10 protein-coding genes are annotated in these 14,624 nt (G+C 71.6%); 3 read left to right on the forward strand and 7 right to left on the reverse strand.

Annotated features, from left to right (window positions below; genetic code table 11):
• Nucleotide 1: 1 nt before the first annotated feature.
• From tap to OG310_RS01995, 5 genes are all read right to left on the reverse strand, one after another.
• Nucleotides 2–2,212, reverse strand: a complete 2,211-nt coding sequence (gene tap / locus OG310_RS01975) for a telomere-associated protein Tap (RefSeq protein WP_329454117.1) — start codon at nt 2,210–2,212, stop codon at nt 2–4.
• 165 nt (nt 2,213–2,377) lie between these two features.
• Complete coding sequence (locus tag OG310_RS01980; RefSeq protein ID WP_329454118.1) at nt 2,378–3,298, reverse strand: RNA polymerase sigma-70 factor; 921 nt, start codon at nt 3,296–3,298, stop codon at nt 2,378–2,380.
• Nucleotides 3,295–4,503, reverse strand: coding sequence for an NAD(P)/FAD-dependent oxidoreductase (locus OG310_RS01985; protein WP_329454119.1), 1,209 nt, complete (start codon nt 4,501–4,503; stop codon nt 3,295–3,297). The genes OG310_RS01980 and OG310_RS01985 overlap by 4 nt, the downstream gene beginning before the upstream one ends.
• A 405-nt stretch (nt 4,504–4,908) precedes the next feature.
• The gene (gene trhA, locus OG310_RS01990; RefSeq protein WP_329454120.1) at nt 4,909–5,712 is read right to left on the reverse strand and encodes a PAQR family membrane homeostasis protein TrhA; all 804 of its coding nucleotides are present in this window, start codon (nt 5,710–5,712) and stop codon (nt 4,909–4,911) included.
• Nucleotides 5,713–6,451: 739 nt separating this feature from the next.
• Entirely contained in the window at nt 6,452–7,114 is a 663-nt protein-coding gene (locus OG310_RS01995; RefSeq protein WP_329454121.1) for a hypothetical protein, read from the reverse strand.
• A 269-nt stretch (nt 7,115–7,383) separates the two neighbouring features.
• Here OG310_RS01995 and OG310_RS02000 point away from each other — a divergent pair, with 269 nt between their 5' ends.
• Nucleotides 7,384–8,325, forward strand: coding sequence for a DUF6924 domain-containing protein (locus OG310_RS02000; protein ID WP_329454122.1), 942 nt, complete (start codon nt 7,384–7,386; stop codon nt 8,323–8,325).
• Between the two features lie 128 nt (nt 8,326–8,453).
• Here the strand turns inward: OG310_RS02000 and OG310_RS02005 are convergent, their stop codons facing one another.
• Both OG310_RS02005 and OG310_RS02010 read right to left on the reverse strand, forming a co-directional pair.
• Entirely contained in the window at nt 8,454–9,866 is a 1,413-nt protein-coding gene (locus OG310_RS02005) for a sugar porter family MFS transporter (RefSeq protein WP_329454123.1), read from the reverse strand.
• 50 nt (nt 9,867–9,916) lie between these two features.
• Entirely contained in the window at nt 9,917–10,783 is an 867-nt protein-coding gene (locus tag OG310_RS02010; RefSeq protein ID WP_329454124.1) for a phytanoyl-CoA dioxygenase family protein, read from the reverse strand.
• Between the two features lie 142 nt (nt 10,784–10,925).
• Here OG310_RS02010 and OG310_RS02015 point away from each other — a divergent pair, with 142 nt between their 5' ends.
• Together OG310_RS02015 and OG310_RS02020 are read left to right on the forward strand one after the other, a co-directional pair.
• Nucleotides 10,926–11,930 (forward strand): LacI family DNA-binding transcriptional regulator, encoded by a 1,005-nt coding sequence (locus tag OG310_RS02015; protein WP_329454125.1) that lies wholly within the window; start codon nt 10,926–10,928, stop codon nt 11,928–11,930.
• 415 nt (nt 11,931–12,345) lie between these two features.
• The gene (locus OG310_RS02020; RefSeq protein WP_329454126.1) at nt 12,346–14,619 is read left to right on the forward strand and encodes a SpoIIE family protein phosphatase; all 2,274 of its coding nucleotides are present in this window, start codon (nt 12,346–12,348) and stop codon (nt 14,617–14,619) included.
• The last annotated feature ends 5 nt before the right edge of the window (nt 14,620–14,624 follow it).

A 14,624-nucleotide genomic window follows, 5' to 3' on the forward strand; every position in this document is an offset into this window, starting at 1 on the left:
TCTACTCCCCGTCGTCGGCGGCCCTGCCGCCGTTCTTGATGATGCGGGCGATGTTGACGGCGTCGCCGTACGTCTCGCGCTGCTCCTCGGCCCACAGGGTGGTCTGGGTGCCCTCGTGCTTGACCATCCCGGGCGACACCCCGAGCCGGAACGCACCAGGCAGCGGCTTGCCGTCCTCGGTGCGCGGCAGGAAGTCCAGCGGGCCCGGCCCATCGGAGGGGTAGACGACGCAGTCGGTGCCGACCGCCACCGGGTACACCTCGGCGGCCGAGGCGACCTTCGCCATCTTCCGGTGCATGTTGACCCGGGTCGTCGCGAGGACGGCGGCCCGGATGTCGGGGCGCCACTCCTTGCGTTCAAGGGCCGGCCACGGCTCGAACAGCGCTGTCCCGCGCGGGCGCTCGCGCAGCTTGCCGATGCCCCCCTTCGCGGTCGCCTTGATCGCCTTGAGCACCAGCGCCATCTCCGGATCGGCCTGCCTGTGCACGGTCATCGCCTCCAAGAACGCCTCCTCCTCCATTGCGGAGGTGACGCCGAGGTCCGCCATCGTGGCCATGTAGGCGTCGCGCAGGCGGGTGTACCAGGCGTCCAGGTATCCGCCGTGCTCGTAGCGCACGTACGCCTCGCTCGGCCGTACCTGGTGGCCCAGCTCCACCGCGTAGGCGACGGTCGGTGTCGCGTACCAGGCCGGGCCCTCGGGCCGCGTGCCCTTCGCCGTGAACGGGGAGGGCAGCCGGGGGTCGATCTCCACGTGGGAGAGGTCGACCAGCCACGAACCCGGCAGCTTCTTGTCGAACGCCGGACTCCGAACGTGCGTGGCGCCGCCCAGGCCGACGGTGAGACGGTTCGCGGCGGCGGCGAACGCCATGTTGATGTCGATGCCGACGACGAACCGCTTCATGCACTCGGCGTCCGTCAGCGGCCGGCACCAGTCGTAGGACTCCTCCATCAGCATCTCGTCAGGAGTGCGCTGGTGGTGGCGCGCGTACTTCCCCTTCAGCATCGGGTGCCCGTCGGGGACCTCGCACTCCACCGGCTCGTACACGGCTGTCAACGCCCCCGGTGCGGCGGCGCCGCGCCACTCCCCCGTGTCCTCGTCCTTGACGGCCATCGTCGGCGGGTGCAGCGCCACCATCAACTCCAGGCCCGTCACGGCCGTGGTCCCGCGCGGCGTCATCACCCGCTCCGCGTACGTGCCCAGGAAGCGGGCCAGATCGGCCGCGCCCATCGTGGGCAGCAGCGGGTTGTCCCGGTCGTCCCACTCCCGCACGTCGAGCGCGTTCCAGGACGGGACGCACAGCTGGACGCACCGGCGCCTCGCCCCTTCGGCCGGGCGAAAGATCCGCGCCCACGGCCCGAACCCGCGCTGGGTGAGCTGCCAGTCGGCGCGCTCCAGCTGCCCCAGGACCTTGTGTCCAGCGGGGAGCCGACCGGCGCGTCGCTCGTCCTCACTCAGCTCCACGGGCAGGCCGTAGCGTTCCAACGCCGAACGGGTCAGAACGAGGACCGGGTCGGCGTCCTTGCCGTGGCGATGCAGCCGCGCCTGACCGAGCCGCGCCTCTTTGAGCGTCCACTCCACGAGCGCCGGGATCGACTTGGCCGGCACGTCCAGAATGAGGCCGCCGACGCAGTACGCCGACACCTCCCCGTCCTCGCAGTCGATGACCGCCAGCGGGCCGTTCTCGAAGCGCGGGTCCACGACCGCTGAAGCGGCCGGCTTCCGCACCGCCTTCTTTGCAGCAGGGCCACGCGACGGCCCGGTCGCCGCGGCGGCGGACGCCGGGCGGACCGCAGGGGCGGTCGACGCCCCGGCTGCCGGAGCAGTCAGCCCTTCGACCGTCGGGACGGTCGGTGTTTCGACCGCCAGGACGGTCGGTGTTTCGGATGCGGGCCCGGGGACGGGGGCGTGGCCGGTGAACACCGCCGGCGCCTCGGCCGGAACGGGGTCAGGCCCGGGGGCGGGGAAGCGGGCGGCGAGCCCGTCGAGCAGCCGGGCGTAGGCCGCTCGCTTCGGCGGCCGCGGCTCGGTGCGGCCCGTCTCCCAGTTTCCCACCGCCTCCCGGCGGGCGTTCAGCGCCGTGGCGATCTGGGCCTGACTCAGGCCGGCCGCCTCACGCAGCCGCTTGCGCTCGGCGGGGGCAGGCAGATCATCCTGTGCGGCCTGTTCCAGCAGGGCGTCGACCGCATCGAACAGCTCATTCTCCGTGGCCACGGGTCACCTCCGTACGTCACCCTATCCAATCGCTCACCTGACCTCGCTACGAATCGCTCATGGATCGCGCCTTTTGTCGAGCGCGCATCACGGGAGGGGCCGGACCGAAACCGGCCCGCCCCCTCCCCGCTCCCCGCTCCCGGCTCCCGGCTCACCGGACGGGGCTCACCGCGTCCGGACATCGTGCGTCGTGCCGTCGGCGACGGCCCGGAGCTTGTCCGGGTTGGCCATGTTGTGAATGGCGGCGATGCGGCCCTCGGCATCGAAGTCGAAGGTGACGGTGGCGATCACCCGGTCCGGAGCGCTGAACAGGATGCCCGGCCCGCCATTGATCTCGACGAGTCCGGCGTTCATGTCGGCGGGCTCGACGCCCTGGTAGGCGACGGTGCCGATGGCCGCGAACCAGCCGGCCACCGTCTGTGCGCCCACGACCGGACGCAGGGCCTGGCGGACCTTGCCGCCACCGTCGGTCCACAGGGTGACGTCCGGGGACAGCAGCTCCATGAGGGTGTTGATGTCGCCGCCGGTCGCGGCGGCGCAGAACTGTTCGGTGACCTCCCGCTGCCGCGCCCGGTCGGCCGTGAAGCGCGGTCGCCGGGACCGGACATGCTCGCGGGAACGGTGCGCGGCCTGCCGCACCGCGGCCTCGGAACGCTCCACCGCTTCCGCGATCTCGGCATGGCTGAAGTCGAAGACCTCCCTCAGCACGAACACGGCCCGTTCCAGCGGGCTGAGCGTCTCCAGTACCACCAACATCGCCGTGGACACCGAGTCGGCGTCCAAGACGGCCTCGGCGGCACCCCCACAGGTGAGGATGGGCTCCGGAAGCCACGGCCCCACATAGGTCTCACGCTTGTGCCGGGTGGAGCGCAGCCGTTCCAGCGCCAGATTCGACACGATCCGCGCCATGTACGCCTTGGGGTCCGTCACTTGTGAGCGGTCGGCGGCCGACCATTTGATCCAGGTGTCCTGGACCGCGTCCTCGGCGTCGGCCGCGCTGCCGAGGACGCGGTACGCCACCGAGAACAGCAGGTTCCGATGCTCCTGGAACACCTGCTGGTCGGCGTCCTGGGTCCGGGGGGTCACCGCGCTTCCCGGGTGGCGCGGGTGAAGCGGCCACCGTGGGGCCACAACGCGCCCGACGCGGGTATCTTCTTCATCCGGCCGTAGGTCGGCCAGGGCGAGGCAGTCACCGTCTCCTTATACCGGGCCGCCGTACGGCCGGTGAGGTAAATACGCCGGGGGCTGTCGTCGGGGCGGGTGAACTGCACGACCCCGTCGTGCCGCCCCAGGCTCACCGGTGTGTGGTAGTAGCCGAAGCGGAACGGCCTGGGCTGCTTGCCGTTGAGTACGCGGATGATCGACACTGCGGCGTGCACACCGCTCGGCATGCCGCCCTGGCAGGTGCCGTGCATGACGCCGTACCCCTGGCGGATCGCGGCCGCGTCGCCCACGGCGTACACCTCCGGATGCGACAGGGACCGCAGGGCGGCGTCGGTGACGATGCGGCCACGCTCATCGACGGTCAGTCCTGCGGCGGCCGCCAGCGGCGATACCCGCGTACCGCTGGTCCACACGATCACATCGGCGGCGACGCTCTCCCCGCCGGCCAGTTCGACCGCGTCCGGCACTACCTTCGCCACTTCGACCCCACAGCGGACCTCGACACCCAGCCGGTCGAGCGCGGCCCGCAGATACGCCGCGGCCTTCGTGTTCATGGCCGCGCCGGGTTCCTGCCGGCCCAGCAGCACGACGTTCAGCTCCGGGTACCGTTCGGCGAACTCCGCGGCCGACTCGACGCCGGTCAGTCCGCTGCCGCCGATCACCACCGTGCCGCCGCCGAGCAGCGAAAGCCGCTCGGCCAGCATCTCCGCGTCCTGGGCGCTGTTCAGGGAGTACGCGTTGCCCTCGGCGCCCGGCACCGCCGCGGTGTCGGCCACGCTGCCCAACCCGTACACCAGCGTGTCGTAGGGCAGAACCTGATCGTCGTCGATCCGCACCGTCTTCGCGTCAGCATCCACCGCGGTGACCCAGCCGCGGACGAACCGCGCGCCTGTGCCCTCCAGCAGCTTCGGGATGCTCAGCTCGGCGACCTGCTGCCCGCTCGCCGTCATGTGCAGCCGCAGCCGCTCGGTGAACCGCTCCCGCGCATTCACCAGGGTCACCCGCACGTCGTCGCGGCGCCCGACCCGAGCCGCGAGCTGGATCGCCGCGGCCATGCCCGCGTAACCCGCCCCCAGGATCACCACGCGGTGAGTGGCCGTCCTGCCTGCTGTGCGCTGTGCGCTCATCGCTTCGCCTTCCGCTGCCCGCTGTTGACGACCACCAGATGGAAGGAGCCGCCCCGTACGTGACATGAGGCCGATGTGACGCGCGACACAGTCGGCTCAGGAGAGCGCGGACCCGACCGTCCGGGCCGGGCCGGACCGGCTTCGGGAAGAACGGGATCGCGGTGAACGCACGGCCGCGCGGGGCGCTCCGCACCCGGCAGGACGTCCCGGAGCCGACGTCCTCTCCGCCCTGCCTTCTCCACCCTGCCCTCTCGGAGCGGGCTGCAGCCTGTGAAGCCCGACAAGCCCGCAGGTCCGAGCGCGCACTCTCAGGTCACGGCCGGGGCGTTCACTGCCCCGGCGGCGCGTCCGTGGCCGTGGCCGCTTTCGACGCTGACGCACGGCTCGGCATGGCGCGAACAACCCTCACGTGGCTGCCAGGAGGATGGCCGTGTAGTGCGCGAGGGCGGCGGCGATCGTGAAGGCGTGGAAGATCTCGTGGAAGCCGAACCAGCGCGGTGAGGGGTCGGGGCGCTTGAGTCCGTAGACGATGGCGCCCGCGGTGTAGAGCAGCCCTCCGGCGATGATGAGTACGACGACCGCGGTGCCGCCGGTGCGCGCGAAGTCGGGCAAGTAGAAGACGGCTCCCCAGCCCAACGCGATGTAGCACGAGGTGTAGAGCCAGCGTGGAGCCCTGATCCACCAGACGCGGAACGCGATGCCCGCCGTGGCTCCGGCCCACACCAGCGACAGCAGCACCAACTGCCGGCCCGGGGGCAGCAAGAGCACCGCCAGAGGCGTGTACGTGCCGGCGATGATCAGGAAGATGTTCGCGTGGTCCAGCCGCTGCAGGACCGCCTCCCCGCGCGGACCCCACGTCCCGCGGTGGTACACGGCGCTGGTACCGAACAGCAGGCAGGCCGACAGCGCGTACACGGAGCAGGCCGCCATGGCCCCGGCCGGATGCGCGAGGGCGATCAGGACGATGCCGCCGGCCAGTGCGAAGGGGAACATCCCGGCGTGCAGCCAGCCGCGCATCCTCGGCTTGAGCGCAGCCGCCGCGCTCTCCACCACGCCTTCCGGACCGGCGGATGTGCCCCCGGCAGCCGACCGGTCGGGGTCGTCGGCAGGCGCGTCAACCGCCGGGGTGCGGAGTGCGTCGGGCCCTGCACCGGGGCGGGACTCGGGCTCCCGTCCCCGTGCCGGCGGCTGGACATCTTCGGCGATCATGCATTCATACTACGAAAGCGGCGGAAGGAAGCGGAATCGCATCCACGCCGGTGGACCGCGGGTCGCTGCCTGCCGTGTGCGGGGGGCGAAGCAGCATGATCAGGTCCCGCAGTTGACGCCCATCTCGTTCCCTGCAGTTGCTCGAACGCCCAAGGACACCGCATTCGCCCCCGTCGTGGTCGACCACGATCACTCGCGGCAGGCGCCGGGAACCGCCCTCCCGGACAACAGCGCTCCACACTCGCGCCGCCGCCTGGTTCCGCACCCACTCCACGCGGTCCCCGCCCACGCCCACTCAAGGCGTTCCTGACAGTCACGGTCGCTGAGACCGGGACCTGGGCCGGCGTCGTGGATCCCGTCGTCGTCGACCCCGTCATCGCGGTCACCGAGACGTGGCCCACCGCGGCCCACTGGGTGCCGCGCACCACATCGAGCCTCGAAGGACGACCTCCACGCGGGCAGCCCGGCCTGTGGCCCGCGCCGTGCGCCCGTCGTCGTAAAGGCAACACGGACCGTCCCGCGCACCGTGCAACCCGTCTCAGCCCTCGACCCGCTCCCTCACGACACGTACCCGTTCGCACACAGCCCCCAGGGGTACCGTCAGGTCGTACGCGGTGATCACGCCGGAGCGGTCGTCCAGACCTTCGTCGCCTGCCGCGCGCCACCGCCGCAGACGTCGCCTTCCCACGGATCGACCGCGAGACTCCCGGCACACGACGACCCGCCCCCAGCGTCGGCCCTACGGACGACGACGGTCGCCGAGGGCGCGCGCGAGCTCGCCGACCAGCGCGAGTACGTGCCCGCCATCAGCCGTGCACCACCACACGGCCGCACCGTCCCGTTGCGAGCCGTGCACTCCGAGGCCATGGTCGGGACACACCGGCCGGACCCGCCAGGTCCATTCGAGCAGACTCTCCTGCACCATGATCGCGAGAGCGGTCAGTGCGACGGTCGCGTCGTCGCACATGCTCGGCAGGACGTGGCCGGCCCAGTTGAGTCGTTCGCCGCCGGCAAGGCGGACCCCGGCTCCCACCGGGAACCAGTCCTCCAGAATCTCGATCTCCGGCTCGCCCTCGATCCCCCACAGGGGGAGGTCGCGCGCGACGATCCGCAGCGCGGCACGCAACGTCTCCAGACGCTCGGGAGCGAGCTCGAAGCCGGGATCGAAACCCACATCGTCCAGCAGGCGCCGGGCCAGGAGCGTCATCTCCGCCGGCGGGATCTCGGCCGGGTTCCTCTCGACGACCTCCAGGACGGCGTCGGTGCAGTGGAACCAGTCGAGCAGTCCACAGGCGAGGTCGACGACGTCCCGCGGGTCGAGATCGTCCTCGCGCAGGCCGAGGTAGACCCTCCGCTCCAGCTGTTCGATCGCCCCTTCACACTCGGCCCCGGTGTCGCTCACCGCCCCAGTATCCCGACACGGCGCGGCTACCGTCCCACGATGACGGGCACGCCTCCCGACGCGCTGCTGGCCACCCGCTGCCCGCCCCTCACCGGCAGGGAGGTCCAACTACCTCTGAGGAAACTGGAGTCAAGGCCGGAGTCCGGTCCTTCGCCGGGCGCAGCGTGGCGCAACCGGACCGGGTGCGGGCGGCGGAGGATGCCGCCCAGGAGGATCCGGAAGAGATGTCCTAGTGTGCTGTCCTCGGCGCCCGCCCCTGAAGGAGAGTCATGCCCTTTCCCGCACTCCCCCAGCCTGCCTCCGGTGACGTGCTGTTGGTCTGCACGTGCTACGAGGACGGCACCGCACTGTGGGGTGAACTGCTCGACGAGGTCGGGGGTCATCGCGAGGACGATGTGCTCGCTCTCCCGGACAGTGGGGTGCGGCTGCGGCTGGTGGAGGGCAGCGGATGGGACAGCCTGCATGGCGGGAACGTACCGGCGCTCGTCGCGGACGCCGACGGCAGTGCGCCGGTGGCCGTCCTGGCCGACCCTTCGCTGGTGTACGGCGGTGAAGGGCCGCTGCTGGTGGACCTGGTGGTAGCACCCGGGCGCGGCGTCCGCATCCCGTCGGACCGGCTCGGCGAGGTCCTGGCCGGCCTGCTGGAAACCACGCTCACGTTCGACGACTTGATTCGTGACATGGACATCTATGGCACGTACCAGGGAGACGGCGGCCGGCCCGCCTTCCCCACACCGACGGCACCACCGCGCCGCTCCTACCCCGCTCTGCCCTCCCCCGACGCCGCCCTGCTGGTCCGTACCTCCTTCGACGACGAGGACGGCTGGCGCGCGCTGCTCGACGAGTTGGGCGGCGTCGACGAGAACGGCTGGGTCGGCGCGGACCTGGACCCGGACGGGATAGACATGGACCACTACCCGTTGACGGCGCTGGTCGTCGACGACCGGGCCTACAACGGACTCCACCCGGCCGAGGTTCCCGCGCTCGTCCCGCCCGAGGAGGAGACCACACTGGTCGTGCTCGTCGACGCCGGAACGTATGCCGGGCCCGGCCGCCCCCTGACCGTCGTGGACCTGTACGACGTCCCCGGCCAATGCGCCGTCCTCCCGTGCGGCGACGTCGGGTCGATGGCCGCCAACCTCCAGATCGGCAACATGGACTTCGCGGAATTCATCGAGGGGGAGGACGGCGAAGAGTGGTTGGAGGAATGACCGCGTAAACCTCAACCACCGCCGAGGCAGCGGCAGGGGCGCTCCGGGGGCTTGGCGGCCTGCGGACGCGGATTCGCCCGCACCGCCCGCGTCGGGCGTTCGGTGCCGGCACGCCCGACGCGGGCGGGTCATGCCGCCGCGCGGCGCAACTGCTGTTCGATGTCCTCCAGCGAGCGGCCTCCGGTCTCGGGCACCCGCCGTCGGACGAAGATCCAGCACAGGGCGTTCATCACGGCGTACAGCAGCAGGGTCGCCGTCAGGCCGAACGTCTGCGACGCGGTGAGCGCGGTGAGTGCGATCAGCAGGTCGAAGCCCCAGACGGAGGCGGTGGCCATGCTGGTGGAGGGCCCGCGGACGGACAGCGGCAGGACTTCCGGCGCGATGAGCCAGACGGCGGTCTGCATACCGGCGCCGTTGAAGAAGATGTAGGCGAACAGGGCGAGTACGGCCGTCCACCGCTGCCCGGCCGAGCCGGGGAGCAGGAACGCCACGGCCACCAGCGCCATGGCCGCTCCGGAGGCGGGCAGCGTCCACAGGAGCAGGCGCCGCCGGCCGACCCGGTCGACGGTCAGGACACCGGTGATACCCGCCAGGACGAGCATGACCCCGATGCCGATGCCGGTGAGCAGGGCGCTCGACGAGCCGAATCCCGCGTGGGCGAGCATCGACGGCGCGTAGTACACCATCGCGTTGATGCCCGTGAGCTGCGAGAAGGCGGCGATTCCCAGAGCGACGAGCAACGCCGGCCTGAGCCAGCGTGCGCGGAGCGAGCGCGCGGTCGCCCGGAGGCCGCGGGCGCCCCCGCTCTCGGCGCGGCACAGGTCGGTGATGGCCGCGACCTCGCCGTCGATGTCCGCCCCGGGTCCGCGCAGGCGGACGAGGACGTCCCTGGCGCGCTGCGTGCGCCCCGCGCCGATGAGCCAGCGGGGGCTCTCGGGCAGGGGAAGCATTCCCAGGGCCAGCACGACGGCGGGAACGATGGCGAGGGCGAACATCCACCTCCACCCGCCGGGGCCCGCCAGCGCGTAACCGGCCAGGTAGGCCACGAGTTGGCCGATGGCGACCATGAGCTGGAAGAGAACCATCAGCCGCCCTCTGACCGCGGGCGGGGCGGTCTCCGCGATGTAGACGGGGACGGTGTTGGACGCGGCACCCACGGCCAGGCCGAGGACGAGCCGGGCCGCGACGAGGGCGACCGTGTCGGGGGCGAGGGCCGAGCCCAGCGCACCGGCGGCGAACACCAGCGCCAGGACCGCCACGACCGGACGGCGACCGTGCCTGGCGCTGAGCAGGCCGGAGACGGGGGCCCCGATCATGGCGCCGACGAGGATGGCGCTGACCACCACTTCCTGGGAGCCGGTGGACAGGTGGAGGTCACGCCCGAGGTCCAGCAGGGCGCTGGAGATGATGCCGGTGTCGTAGCCGAAGAGCAGGCCGCCGATGGCGGACACCGCGGCCACGGCGAACAGCAGTACCGGGGGCCGTGCTTGTGGTGGGCTGTTCCGGGCGGCGGCGCTGCCGCCCGGGTGGAGCGTGGTCACGTGGGATCCCTTCGCGGGTTCGCGGATTGCGCGGGTGGGCGGGCCGCCGCTCAGGCGTCCCCCATGACCAGTCCCTCGATGGTGTGCTGCTGCACGACCGGTTCGAGTGTGTCGACGACCCGGCAGGTCAGGTGGGCGCGGACCCGCTCGGGGAGCGCCTGCCAGTAGGCCCGGCCGCACGCCATGTCGTGCTGCGCGTCGTTGCCGGCGCCCGGAGCGTCGACACCGAGGACCAGGACCGGACGCGGGCGCGGCGCATGGTTGGTGGTACCGCGGTGGATGGTGAGGGCCGATCGCGCGGAGATGTCGCCGCGGCGCGGGTACTTGCGTACCGCGCGGGCCTCGTAGCCGGGGAAGGCGTCCCGGGAGGGGAACATGCCGTGGTCGAACTCGGCTCCCGTCTCCCACTGGGTGCCGGGGGCTATCTCGAACGGACCCATGTCCTCGGCGGTGTCGACGGCGGTGACGTTGAACGCCAGGGACGTGAGGCGGTGTTCCTCACGGGTGGCGGCCGGCGAGGGGAAGTCCCGGTGCCACGGCTGGTTGACGGCGCCTTCCAGGGGGACGTCGAAGCCGAGCTCCACGATGCGGTAGTCCGGGCCGAGCACGGCCTGGCAGACGGAGCGCACCCAGGGGTGGTCCGCCAGCTCGACGAAGTCACGCAGTTGCTCGGGGTGGATCTCGACGTAGTACCGGTTCGGGCCCCGGCCCACGGCGCCGTCCGGACGTGTCCGGGCGTCGTCGAAGGCCCGCTCGATGTCCTCGCGCAGCCGGTCGGCGAACTCGGGGGCGAACGCTCCCTTGCGGGCGGTGATCCCGTCGCGGTAGAGAGCGCGGAAGGCGTCCTCGATCTCCGCGGGCTCCGGCTCTCGCGCACCGCTGATCCGATGGGGTACGGGGGACGTGGGAGCTGCCATGGCGTTCCTCCTTGAAGTCGTGGTCGGCGGATATAAGATTGCAACGTTGATTGCAACGTTGCAATAGCCCGCCGGCTGTTTTTTCGACCGACCGTAGAATGACGGCGGTCCCGACGTCCGCGCGGGAGGAGGGGGAACCGGGGTGGGTTCGAAGCTGAAGGACGTGGCGGCGCTCGCCGGCGTCTCCGTCCGCACGGTCTCCAACGTCGTCAACAACCCGTCGGCCGTCGCCGAGGCAACGAGGGAACGCGTCCTCGCCGCGATCGCCCAAACCGGCTACCGCCCGAACCTCGCGGCACGCTACCTGCGCCAGGGACGCACCGGCCAGATCGGGCTGGTGATCCCCGAGGTCGGCTCCCCCTACTTCGGGGAACTCGCCGGCCTGCTCATCGAGAAGGCGCACGCCCGCGGTTGGACCGTACTCATCGACCAGACGGCGGGCCAGGCCGAGCGCGAACGGCGTCTCCTGTCCGGCGCCGAGGGGCATGTGGTCGACGGTCTCATCATCAGCCCCTGGTCGCTGGCGCCGTCCGAGATCGGCCGGCTGGCGGGCACCACGCCAGTGGTGGTGCTGGGTGAGATCGACCCGGGCGGTACCGCGGACCACCTGGCCATCGACAACGTGGCGGCCGCCCGCGAGGCGACCCGGCACCTGATCGGGCGCGGTGCGCGCCGCCCCGCCGCCATCGGCCTCCAGCCCACGCTGTGCAACGGTACGGCCGCCCTGCGCCTGCGCGGCTACCGCGAAGCCCTGGAAGAGGCCGGGATACGCCCCGAGCCCGCGTACGAGGTCGACGTCACCTCATTGCACCGCCCGGAAGGGCACCGGGCCATGCGGCTGCTGCTGGAGCTGCCGGGCCCCCCGGACGCCGTGTTCTGCTTCACCGACGAACTCGCGCTCGGAGCCCTGCGCGCCGCGTTCGAAGCCGGACTGCGCGTACCCGGGGACCTCTCCCTCGTCGGCTTCGACGACATCGAGGACGGCCGCTACGCCACCCCCGGCCTCAGCACCGTCTCCCCCGACAAGGACGCCCTGGCGGACCGGAGTCTGCAACTGATCGCGGACCGGCTCTACGGACGTCTGGACGCGCTGCCCGCCCGCCACGTCACCACCCCCCACCGCCTGATCCACCGCGAGACCAGCTGATCCGCGCGGCGCCCACCCCGCTGCCGCCCGGCACCATCCCGCAGCCGCGCGGCCGCCGGACCATGGCGGCCGGCTGTACTGCTTCCGCGAGCCGGCACGGAGGGGCGTCCTCGGCGCTCCCGGGCGCGACAGTTCCTTCGACGAACAGGCCGGTGGCGTCGTGACGGCACCGGAAGCCGCTTGCGGGCGTCCCGGGCCGGACAAAGGTGCATGCCGGTGTCCCGGGCCAGACAATGGTGGGACGGCAGCATCGGGCCGGGAGAACCACGGGTCCCGCTCGTTGCGGCGTGTCGCTCCACGACGCCGAAAGGCCATCTCCACAAGGGGCCGCCACAGTCCACTGAACAGCCGTCCCGGAGTACGGGAACCGCAGGGGGATCGGGGGCGCGCGCGACGCGCGGAGGGAGGATCCGAGGTGGCGGGCAGCAGTTCGTTCAGCTTCGATGCCCGCGGGCTGGTGACGGCCGTGGCCGCCGGCGAGGAACTCCTGGGGGCCGGCCTCGACGACGCCGTGGGACGGTCGGCGCTGGCCGCGATGCGGGGACTGCTGGAGGCGGGTGAGGCGAACGGTTCACCCGTTCTTCAGTTCGACGCCTGGCGGAGCGGCGAGGACACCGTGATCTCCGCGGTCGGATCGGCGTCCAGCCCCGGAACGGCTCGCGTGCAGAGCGCCTACATGCCGTCGGCGTTCGAGAACGCGGTCGCGGGCCTTGAGCTGTACGACACCGAACTCACCGTCCTGCGCAGCAACCCCGCGACCCTCGCCATCCGCGGGATACCGGCCGGCGAGGTCGTCGACCGGAACGCGGCGGAACTGGACCCGACGCTCCCGCTGAGTCGGCTGGTCGAACAGGCGATGGAGGCCGAGCGGGCCGGGAGTGCGAACCCGGTCGTGGTACGGGACGTCCGCAAAGGCCGGAACATCTACTCCGTACTGACTCTTCCCCTGCACGACGGCTCGGCCGTGGTCGGTGCCGCGACGATCATCCACGACATCACCGAGAGTGTCCGCTCCAGGGACGCGGAGCGACTGCTCGCGGCGACTCACAAGAAGGTGGGGACAGGGCTCGGAGTCATGGAGACGGCCCAGGAACTGGCCTCGGTCGCGACGGAGGACTTCGCCGACATCGTCACGGTAGATCTGGTGGAAGCCGTCTTCCAGGGCGATGAGCCGCCGCTTCCTCCCCTGAGCAGCACGGCCTCTCTGCGCCGGGCGGCGTTCGTCACCGCCGCCGGCTTCACGAGCCTGTACGCCGTCGGCGAGCCCAGTCACTTCGCGTTCCCCACCCCGTACAGCCAGGCGCTGGCGGACACGAAGCCGCGCCTGGTGGATCCGGAGGGCAGCCCGTCGGACTGGCACATGTACGACACCGCCAGGACCGGCATCCTGCGCGCCGCGCGCGTGCACTCGATGATCCTCGCCCCCCTGGTGCAGCAGGGGCGCATCCTCGGCCTGGTCTGCCTCTACCGCAGCCCGCGGCACCCCACCGCGTTCGACCGCCACGACCTGGCCCTTGCCGAGCAGATCGCCGCCCGAGCCGCCATCCACGTGGAGAACGCGCGCCGGTACAACCGGGAACTCACCAACGCCACGACCTTGCAGCGCAAACTGCTGCCCCAGGGCATCCCCCAGATGCCCGCCGTGCGCACGGCTCATTTCTGGCGACCGGGCGTCCACCAGACCCACTGGTTCGAGGTGCTCGCCCTGCCCGGCGCCCGGGTGGGCGTGGCCATGGGCCGGATCGCGCAGCACGGCCTGCGGGCCTCGGTGGACATAGGGCGCTTCCGGACGGCCTTCGGCACGCTGGCCCAGATGGACCTGGCGCCGGACGAACTGCTGGCTCACCTGGACGATGTCACCCACAGGATCCACCAGGACGACGAGGCGTCCGTGGAGACGGAAGCGGACACGGGCGTCGAGGAAGCCTGCTGCATGTACGCCATCTACGACCCCGTCGAGGGAGGCATCACGATCGCCTCCGCGGACTGGCCGGCGCCGCTCGTGACGGCTCCGGACGGCACCACGGCCCCCATCGCCCTCCCCATCGGGCCGCGGCTTGGCCATCACGCCAGTTACGAGGTGACCCGGACCACTCTGGAGCCGCACACGCTGCTGACGTTCTACTCGGCCTCAATGCTCCATCCGACGCGCGACGACGACGCCTTGGCCTTGTTGGAGCGAGCGGCCGCCGCGTCGGCTGAAGACGCGCAGGCGGCATGCGACAACGTCGTCTACGCGCTCATGGACGCTCGATCCCCCGACGGCGGTGCCCTCCTCGCCGCGGTGGTCGAACGGCTCGCCCCGGACGACCACGTGTCCTGGATCTCACCACGGGACCGCGCCGCCGTCGCGGACAGCAGGGCACGAGCGCGCGAGCAGTTGGAAGCGTGGCATCTGGACGACCACGTGTTCGCCACGGAGTTGGTCGTCAGCGAACTGGTGACGAACGTCCTCAGCCACGCCACAGGGAACCCGCGGGTCCGCCTCATCCGCGGCGAGAAACTGACAGTGGAGGTCTCCGACGATTCGACCACCTCCCCGCACCTGCGACACGCACGGGCGCAGGAGGAGGGCGGTCGAGGACTGCTCATCGCCGCCACTTTGGCCAGCCGGTGGGGCGCCCGTTACGGCGAGGACGGGAAGACGATCTGGGTCGAGCAGGAGCTGGGGCAGAAAACGCCGGGCTGAGCTCC

The sequence above is a fragment of the Streptomyces sp. NBC_01497 genome (assembly GCF_036250695.1).
Classification (GTDB): domain Bacteria; phylum Actinomycetota; class Actinomycetes; order Streptomycetales; family Streptomycetaceae; genus Streptomyces.